Origin of the sequence: Streptomyces sp. NPDC050263 (assembly GCF_040655955.1) — a bacterium.
In the GTDB taxonomy this organism is placed as follows: domain Bacteria; phylum Actinomycetota; class Actinomycetes; order Streptomycetales; family Streptomycetaceae; genus Streptomyces.
In genome coordinates, this window is the sequence record NZ_JBFAKW010000001.1 from 19,710 (window position 1) to 28,034 (window position 8,325).

At 73.1% G+C, this 8,325-nt stretch carries 6 protein-coding genes and 1 pseudogene; 5 read left to right on the plus strand and 2 right to left on the minus strand.

What is annotated here, in order from left to right; all coding sequences use genetic code 11:
* The first annotated feature begins 85 nt into the window (after positions 1-85).
* Together AB0J04_RS00120 and AB0J04_RS00125 are read left to right on the plus strand one after the other, a co-directional pair.
* Positions 86-541 carry a hypothetical protein gene (locus AB0J04_RS00120; RefSeq protein ID WP_363166073.1) on the plus strand — a complete coding sequence of 152 codons (456 nt, stop codon included), beginning with the start codon at positions 86-88 and terminating at the stop codon, positions 539-541.
* 224 nt (positions 542-765) lie between these two features.
* Complete coding sequence (locus AB0J04_RS00125; protein ID WP_363166075.1) at positions 766-1,668, plus strand: hypothetical protein; 903 nt, start codon at positions 766-768, stop codon at positions 1,666-1,668.
* Here the strand turns inward: AB0J04_RS00125 and AB0J04_RS00130 are convergent.
* Positions 1,565-2,920: a PLP-dependent aminotransferase family protein gene (locus AB0J04_RS00130; protein ID WP_363166076.1), complete on the minus strand. Its 1,356-nt coding sequence runs from the start codon at positions 2,918-2,920 to the stop codon at positions 1,565-1,567. The two genes, AB0J04_RS00125 and AB0J04_RS00130, sit on opposite strands and share 104 nt — an antisense overlap.
* 138 nt (positions 2,921-3,058) lie before the next feature.
* On the opposite strand from AB0J04_RS00130, the gene AB0J04_RS00135 reads away from it, so the two are divergent.
* Entirely contained in the window at positions 3,059-3,796 is a 738-nt protein-coding gene (locus tag AB0J04_RS00135; RefSeq protein WP_363166077.1) for an alpha/beta hydrolase, read from the plus strand.
* A 10-nt stretch (positions 3,797-3,806) separates the two neighbouring features.
* On the plus strand, positions 3,807-4,763 hold the full coding sequence (locus AB0J04_RS00140) for an endonuclease/exonuclease/phosphatase family protein (RefSeq protein ID WP_363166078.1): 957 nt from the start codon (positions 3,807-3,809) through the stop codon (positions 4,761-4,763).
* Positions 4,764-4,843: 80 nt separating this feature from the next.
* Here AB0J04_RS00140 and AB0J04_RS00145 read toward each other — a convergent pair whose 3' ends face one another.
* Positions 4,844-6,901: a PhoX family protein gene (locus tag AB0J04_RS00145; protein ID WP_363166079.1), complete on the minus strand. Its 2,058-nt coding sequence runs from the start codon at positions 6,899-6,901 to the stop codon at positions 4,844-4,846.
* A gap of 266 nt (positions 6,902-7,167) precedes the next feature.
* Between AB0J04_RS00145 and AB0J04_RS00150 the strand changes: the two are divergent.
* Positions 7,168-8,325, plus strand: a pseudogene (locus tag AB0J04_RS00150) (Toxic cation resistance protein); the annotation flags it as partial.

Consider the following 8,325-nt stretch of genomic DNA (forward strand, 5'->3'; position numbering starts at 1 on the left):
CCACGCGAACCCGTCACCCGACTTGCCACCGCCCCTCCCCAGGTGTGCCCTGGAGGGAGGCGGGGACGAGGAGAGGAGTGCTCCCATGGCTCATACGGCGCCCACGTCGGGAGTGCCGGCCACGCGGAACTCGTTCGCGCGGCCACGGACACCCGATGTCTTCAGCGAACGGTTCCACCAGAACGCCCAGCGGTCGACGGCCGTGGTACTCGGGCTCGTCTACGGCTACTGGGTCGCGGCCAACAACCGCTCCGGCGGCCCGATCACCGGCTGGAACCTCCTGCTCGGCTTCGTGAGCGCGTTCGCGTTCGCGGCGCTCTACCTGGGCATCCACGCCCTGGCCCCCCGCATGCGGCGCGAAGTGCACGCCGTGCTGTGGACGGCCTTCACCGGCTGCGCCTTCGGCTTCCTGTACAGCCAGACCGGCGCGTCCGTCCTGCGTTCCACGGGCATGGCGCTGGCGGTCTCGGCGGCCACCCTGGCCACGCTGTTCTACCGCTACTACACGCACGAGGACGCGGAAGGACACCGCATCCGCTGACTCCCGTCACACGGGCCCCGGCGTTGTACGCCGGGGCCCGTGCGTTCCCTCATCCCTCCACTCACCGGCCGACCGGGATCACTCCCAGCCGTCCGACGAGGTCTTCGCCCCAGAACCAGGAAACACCCGTTCGGGCGAACCCTCCACCGGAACATGTCACGGAGCGCCACCCGTACGGCCCCGATCGGCTCGCGCACCCCGCCCCGACCCCGTTGCCTTGAGGCGTGTCCCGAAGCCTGCGGACCGCCCTCTCGGCCGCCCTCATCGCGCTGTCCTGCCTGTTCGCGCCGTTCGGCGCGCTCGCGGCCTGGGCGGCGTACGGCCTCACGGACACCCGCGGCTATGTGACGACGATGGCGCCGCTCGCCTCCGATCCGGCCGTGCGGGACGCCGTCGCGGACACGGTGGGTGACGGGGTCGCGCGTGAGTCCGGGCTGAACCCGGTCTTCCTGCGCGACGCGGTCCGCTCGTTCACCGCCACCCGTGCCTACCGCAGCGCATGGAACGCGGGCAACGAGGCCGCGCACACGGCGGTGATGCACGCGCTGCGCGACCGCCGGGGCGGCCACCGGCCGGTCACCGTGGACCTGGCGACCGTCACCGCCCCGCTCAGGCACCAGCTGACGGTCGATCACGTGCCGTTCGCGACACGCATCCCGGTCGAGCACACGCAGGTGGCGCTGCTCCCGTCCGACGACCTGGCCGCACTCCGGAAGGGCTTTTCCGTGGTGGACGTAGCCGGTTTCTGGCTTCCCCTGACGGCCGTCGTGTTCGCGGTGGCCGGGATCGCGGTGGCGGCCTGCCGCCGCCGGGCGATCACCGCGACCGCCCTCGGCACGGCGCTGGGCGGCGCGTTCCTGGGCCTCGCGGTCGCCGTCGGCCGCCGACTGACCCTCGCCGACCTCCCCGAGGCCGCCCACCGCCCGGCCGCGGGCGCGGTCTACGACGCCCTCACCGCCACCCTGCGCACGGCCTCCTGGCTGCTGCTCGCGGTGGGCCTGACGGTGGCGGCGGCGACCTGGCTCAGCCGACCCGGCTCTCCGCTGGTCCGGCTGCTGCGACGCCGGCGAGCGTCCGCAGCGCCCGCGCAAGCTCCGGAGGCGGAGCCGACGCGAGTCCGAGCCTGACCGCGTCCGGCGTGCGGTGCGGGTCGACGGCGAAGGCGGTGCCCGGGGTGACGGCGATGCCGTGCGCGGCGGCAGCGGCCGTGAAGGTGTCCGCCCGCCACGGCGCGGGCAGCTCCCACCAGGCGAAATAGGCGCGCGGATCGGTCCGTACGGTGAACCCCGCGGCGGGCTCGACGAGGTGCTCGGCGAGGATCGCCTGCCGCCGGGCGACATCCGCCCGCTTCTCCTCCACGAGCCGCCGCACCACCCCGTCCCCCGTCCACCGCACGGCCGCCTCCACCGCGAACCGCCCCGCGCTCCACCCACCGGACCGCACCGCGGCCCCCACCGCCTCCACCCGCTGCTCGGGCACGACGAGAAGACCGACGGTCAGCCCGGGCGCGACCCGCTTGGACAGCCCGTCGACGACATGCGTCAGCCCGGGGGCGTGCACGGCGAGCGGAACGGCGTCCGGGTGGAGGAACGACCAGATGCGGTCCTCGACGACGGGCAGCCCCGACTCGACGACCAGCCGCCCGAGTTCGCGCCGCCGCCGCTCGCTCATGGTCGCGGAGGTCGGGTTGTGCAGGGTCGGCTGGAGGTAGAGGGCGGAGAGGGGAGCGGCGCGGTGGACGGCGGCGAGCGCGTCCGCCCGCACGCCTTCCGCGTCACCGGGGAGCGGCACGAGCACCAGCCCCAACCGTGCCGCGATCTCCTTGACCAGCGGATACGTCAGCTCCTCCACCCCGACCCGGCCGCCCGGCCGGACCAGGGAGGCGAGAGCGGCGGCGATGGCCTGCCGGGCGTTGCCGGCGAAGAGGAGCCGGGCGGGGTCCGGCCGCCAGCCGGGGAGGGCGAGGAGGTCGGCGGCGGCCTCGCGGGCGGCCGCGGTCCCGTCGGCGGCGCCCGGACGCATCGCCTCCGTCAGCGCGTCGGCCCGCAGCAGCGGCGCGAGGGAGGGCGCGAGCAGCTCGGACTGGCCGGGCACGGCAGGGTAGTTGAGCTCCAGGTTGACGGACGCGGCGGTGGCCGACTCGATGAGCGCGCGGCCCTGCGCGACGCCCGGCGCGGCCCGCACGAAGGTCCCCCGGCCCACCTCGCCCACCACCAGCCCGCGCCGCACGAGTTCGCCGTAGACCCGGCCGGCCGTCGAGGGCGCGATGCGGTGCCGCCGCGCGAACCACCGTTGCGGAGGCAGCCGTTGACCTGGACGCAGCCGCCCGACGGCGATGTCCTCGGCGATGCGATCGGCGATGGACCGGAAGTCACCCACCTTCCCGCCCTCCTCTCTCCGGTGACTCTCTCCGGGTCTCTCTCCGGCCTGATTCTCTCGGCCTGATTCTCTCCGGGATTGCACCGAGGGCAAAGATCTTATTGCACCGAGGATTTGGGCCGCCCTACCGTCGATCACATGGCGCTTCCCCTTGTCCTCGTCCACGGCCACCCCTTCGACCACACGATGTGGACCCCGCAGATCGAGGCGTTCTCGCCCGACCGCCGGGTGATCGCCCCGGACCTGCGCGGCTACGGAACCTCCCCGGCGGTCCCCGGCATCACGCTGCTCTCCGACTTCGCCCAGGACATCGCGTCCCTGCTGGACGAACTGAAGGTGGAGACCTTCGTGCTGGCCGGCCTCTCCATGGGCGGCCAGATCGCGATGGACTGCTACCGGCAGTTCCCCGACCGCGTCCGGGGCCTGGTCCTCGCCGACACCTTCGCCGCGCCGGAGACCCCCGGCGGCCGGCTGGCCCGCAACGAGACGGCCGACCGGCTGCTGGCGGAGGGCATGCGCGGCTACGCCGACGAGGTGCTGGAGAAGATGGTCGCCCCGTACGCCGACCCGGCCGTCAAGGCGCACGTCCACCGCATGATGACGGCCACCTCCCCCGAGGGCGCCGCGGCAGCCCTGCGCGGGCGCGCCGAACGCCCCGACTACCGCCCCCTGTTGACCCGGGTCGCCGTGCCCGCGCTGGTCGTGGTCGGCGAGGACGACGAGTACACCCCGGTGTCGGACGCGGAGGCGCTGCACACGGCGCTCCCCGACTCCGAACTCCATGTCGTCGCCCGCGCGGCCCACCTGCCGAACCTGGAGCGGGCGGCGGAGTTCAACGAGGTGCTGGAGAACTTCCTGGCGAAGATCGAGGCGTAGCCTGGCCGGGATGCGTTCGACACGCGTGCGGCTCCTCGGCGCCTGGTGTGCGGGGCTGCTGCTGGCCGGGGTGAGTGTGGTCGTCGGGTGTCGGGTCGCCGATGCCGACGGCGTCACGCCCGTGCCGCAGCTGCTGGCCTTCCTGCCGTGGCTGATCGTGCCCACCGGCGCCGGGATCCTCGTCACGATGCTCGCCCGCTGGTGGACCGGGCTGCTCTGGGGAGTCGTCGTCCTCGGACTGCTCGCCTGGTCCGTCGAGCCGTACGGGACCGGCGACGAACCCGGGGGACCGGCCCTCGCGCGGCTGCGGGTGCTGACGTCCAACGTCGAGTTCGGGTGGGCGACCGACGCCCTGATCCCGGTGGTCCGGCGCGAGCAGCCGGACATCGTGTTCGTTCAGGAGTGCGAGTACACCTGCCAGGCGGCGGTACGCAGACAGCTCGGGGACGCGTACCCCTACCGGCAGGCCGTCCCCGGCGACAGCTCCGTCGGGTCGATCATCCTCAGCCGGTTTCCGCTCACGGCCGCCGGGACGATCCCCGGCGAGATGGGGATGCCGGGGGCGGTCGCCGACGTCGACGGACAGGCCGTCCGGCTCCAGCTCGCGCATCCCAAGCCGCCGCTGCCCGGCCAGGTCACCGTGTGGAAGCGGGAGCTGGGGCGGCTGCGCGACTTCGCCGCCGCCCGTCGGGACGACGGTCCGCTCATCCTCGCCGGGGACTTCAACGCCTCCCAGGACCACGCCGTCTTCCGCCGCATCCTCCACACCGGGCTGCGCGACGCGGCCCGGCTCGCCGGTGACGACCGCGAGCCCAGCTGGCCGAGCCGCACCACGCCCGCCTTCGGCGCGCAGATCGACCACGTCCTCGTCTCGAAGCAGTTCGCGGCGAGCGACGCCCGCTTCCTCCGCCTCGCCGGCACCGACCACCGAGCCCTGCTCGTGAACATCACCCTCCACCAGGGCTGAGGGCCCGGGACGGCGGCCCGGGACGGCGGCCCGGATCCGAGTGAGGCACGGAGCCGAACCGCCGACGGAGGGGGAGGACCCTAACGACCGATGTCCTGGCCGTCCTTGCGCCACACCGCCACGACGGCCGGGCGGACGTGCTTGCCCGCGCCGTCCGGCCAGGCGCTGGCCGGCTTGTCGACGGTCGCGCCGTCGATCTCGCCCGGGTGCTGCACGGCGACGAGGACCCGGCGGTCCTGGATGAGCGGACCGCAGGTCTCCGCGCCCTTCGGCACGGTCAGGAACTGCTTGAGCTCACCGCGCCGCGGACCGGTGGTGGCCACGCCGAAGAGCCCGTCGTGCGAGCCGAGCTGAGCGCCGTCGGTGGAGATCCACAGGTTGCCGTACGGGTCGAAGGCCACGTTGTCCGGGCAGGAGATCGGGCTGACGTCGTCCTTCGGGAAGCCCGCGAAGTAGGTCGCCGGGTCGTCGGGGTCACCGGCGACGAGGAACAGCGACCAGGCGAAGGCCGTGCTCTCGGGACGGTTGCGCGCCTCGGTCAGCTCCAGGACGTGCCCGTGCTTGTTGGCGTTGCGCGGGTTGGCCTCGTCGGCCTTGGCGTTCGCGCCGACGCCGCGGTTGGTGTTGTTGGTCAGCGCGACGTACACCTTGCCGCTGACGGGGGACGGCTCGATGTCCTCGGGCCGGTCCATCTTGGTGGCGCCCACCTTGTCGCCGGCCAGCCGTGTGAAGACGAAGACCTCGTCCGCGGTCATGCCCTCGACGTGCGAGACGGCGCCCTTGGCGGTGGCGGTGGCGATCGGGATCCACTGACCGCTGCCGTCGAACTCGCCGTCGGCGGGCAGCTTGCCGGCGCCGTCGATCTCGATGGCGGGGGAGTCGCCGGTCAGCCTGGCGACGTAGAGGGTGCCCTCGTCGAGCAGCGACAGGTTGTGCTCGCGCACCGCCCGGCTCGACCCCTTCTTCATGCGCTTGCTGCCGACGAACTTGTAGAAGTAGTCGAACCGCTCGTCGTCACCGGAGTAGACGACCGGCCGCCCGTCGGAGGTCATCCGCACGGTCGCGGCCTCGTGCTTGAACCGCCCGAGCGCGGTGTGCTTGCGGGGCGTCGAGGTCGGGTCGTAGGGATCGAATTCCACGACATACCCGAATCGGTGCACCTCGTTCGGCTCCTGGGCGACGTCGAACCGCTTGTCGAACCTCTCCCACTTGCGCTCGGTGGCCCCGGTCCCGATCCCGTAACGCTTGTCGGTGGCCCGGCTGCTGTTGGCGAAGTACTGGTTGAAGTTCTCCTCGCCGTGCAGCGTGGTGCCCCAGGGGGTCGTCCCGCCGGAGCAGTTGTTGAGCGTGCCGAAGACCTTGCGACCGGTCGGGTCGACGGAGGTCTTGACCAGGTCGGACCCGGCGGCGGGCCCGGTCAGCCGGAACTCGGTGGTCGCGGTGACCCGCCGGTTGAGGCGGTGCCGGGGAACGGCGGTCAGCTTCCCGGTCCTACGGTCCTCCTCGACGACGACGGCGGCCAGCCCATGGGCCGCCCAGGCGACCTCGACCTGCTGCCGGGTCGGGTTGGCGGCGTCGTAGCCGCGGAACATGAGGATCTCGTCGGTGTACTCGTGGTTGGCGACGAGCAGCTGCCGGTCGCACTCGCCCGGCAGGGGCAGCAGCGCCAGGAAGTCGTTGTTGTACCCGAACTGACCGGCCTGGGCGGCGGCGGTCTGGTTCTCCGGGTCGAAGGCGGGCGCGCCGCGCAGGATGGGCTCGCCCCAGCGGATGACGACGTTCTGCCCGTACCCCTCCGGGACGGTGACGGCGTCGAGGGTGTTCGCAGCGACGGAGCTGTAGCGCAGCCCGCGGGCCGCGCTGCCTGCGGGTTTCCCGGAGGTCTTCGCCGGGGCGGCCGCGACCGGCAGCGCACCGGCGGTCCCGGCGGCGGCCGCGACGGTGACGACGGCGGCGGCGCGCATCATCGTCCGGCGGCCGATGGCCCCGGCGATGACGTCACCGACGTACTCGTTGTCGCTGGTGTTGGGCACCTCGTGGAAACAGGCGTCACCACACCGGAAACGGCAGGTCATGGCGGAGCGACCGCCGGGATGGGACTGGGACGGCGTTCCGATCAACGGCAGAAGCTTGCGCACCTTTAATCTCCCCTTGCATGCCCTTGGTGTGAGCGTGACGGTAGGGGCACGTATGTGCGGAGGCGCTGCCGCAGGGTGAACGAAGGGTGAATCCCACGCAGCCACAAGGGTGTTGGGCTTGCGCGGAGGGGGCGGGGAGGCGGTATTGACACACCTGGGTTCCCCACACTCACCCCTGCCCAAGATCACCACCCAGGGCCGCTAACCTTACGTGTCCGTCCTGGCCAGGGATTTACGGGCATCAACTCATGCGAAGGGTTGCGCATATGGGCATTCTCACTCTCCTGCGGAACGCGTTCGGCAGGTCCCGGAAGGGGCGTTCCGCCGAGGCAGAGGGTGCGGAACAGGTTCCTTCGCAGGAACGAACCGCCGCCCCCGAGGAGCGGGACCACGAGTCGACCGCGCCCACTCCGGCGCCGAAGCCGGAACCGACGGTCCCGTCCCCCTCCCCCGAACCCACCCCGAAGCCCACCCCGACCGCCCAGGTCCCGGAACCCCGCCCGGCAACCGACGACGAACACGACCTCGTCGCGGCAGCCTTCGACAACGTCTCGGTCCCGAAGCCGACGAGGTCGGAGGAGAGCGGGGGGACGAACGATCAGCCTGCGGCTGAGGCCGAGGCAGCCGCTCCCACTGAGGCCGAGGAGGCCGTGGCGGCCAAGGCGGAGGCCGAGGCAGCCGTTGCGGCCGAGGCAGCCGAGGCCGAGCCGACCGCTGAGGAGCCCTCGGCGGAGGCCCACGCCGAGCAGCCGACACCGGAGGCCGCCCACGCCGAGGAGCCGACGGCGGACGCCGATGCGGAGCCCGAGCCGACAGCTGCGGCCGAGGCCGAGGTGAAACCGACGGCGGACGCCGAGGCCGAGCCGACGTCCGAGGAGCCCTCGGCGGAGGCCCACGCCGAGCAGCCGACACCGGAGGCCGCCCACGCCGAGCAGCCGACAGCGGACGCCGATGCGGAGCCCGAGCCGACAGCTGCGGCCGAGGCCGAGGTGAAACCGACGGCGGACGCCGAGGCCGAGCCGACCGCTGAGGAGCCCTCGGCGGAGGCCCACGCCGAGCAGCCGACACCGGAGGCCGCCCACGCCGAGGAGCCGACGGCGGACGCCGATGCGGAGCCCGAGCCGACAGCTGCGGCCGAGGCCGAGGAGCCCGCGCCGGAAACGGTGTCCGAGGCCGCTGAGACGACGGCTGAGGAGCCCGAGGCGGAAGCCTCGGCCTCGGAGGCAACCGCAGAGACGGCGGAGTCCAAGCAGCCCAGGCCCGAAGCGGTGACCGAGGTCGCCGAGCCCGAGACCGAGCCGGTCACGGAGACGGCGGAGCCCGAGGCGGAGCAGCCCACGCCGGAAACGGCGGCCGAGACCGCTGGCGACGCCGAGCCCGAGGCGACGGCGGAGCCGGAGTCCGAGCCGGTCGCGGTTGCCGAG

Bases quoted from the DNA above. Each gene is read 5' to 3' on its own strand.
- AB0J04_RS00140 (WP_363166078.1), top strand. From the start codon at position 3,807: ATGCGTTCGACACGCGTGCGGCTCCTCGGCGCCTGGTGTGCGGGGCTG.
- AB0J04_RS00120 (WP_363166073.1), top strand. From the start codon at position 86: ATGGCTCATACGGCGCCCACGTCGGGAGTGCCGGCCACGCGGAACTCG.
- AB0J04_RS00135 (WP_363166077.1), top strand. From the start codon at position 3,059: ATGGCGCTTCCCCTTGTCCTCGTCCACGGCCACCCCTTCGACCACACG.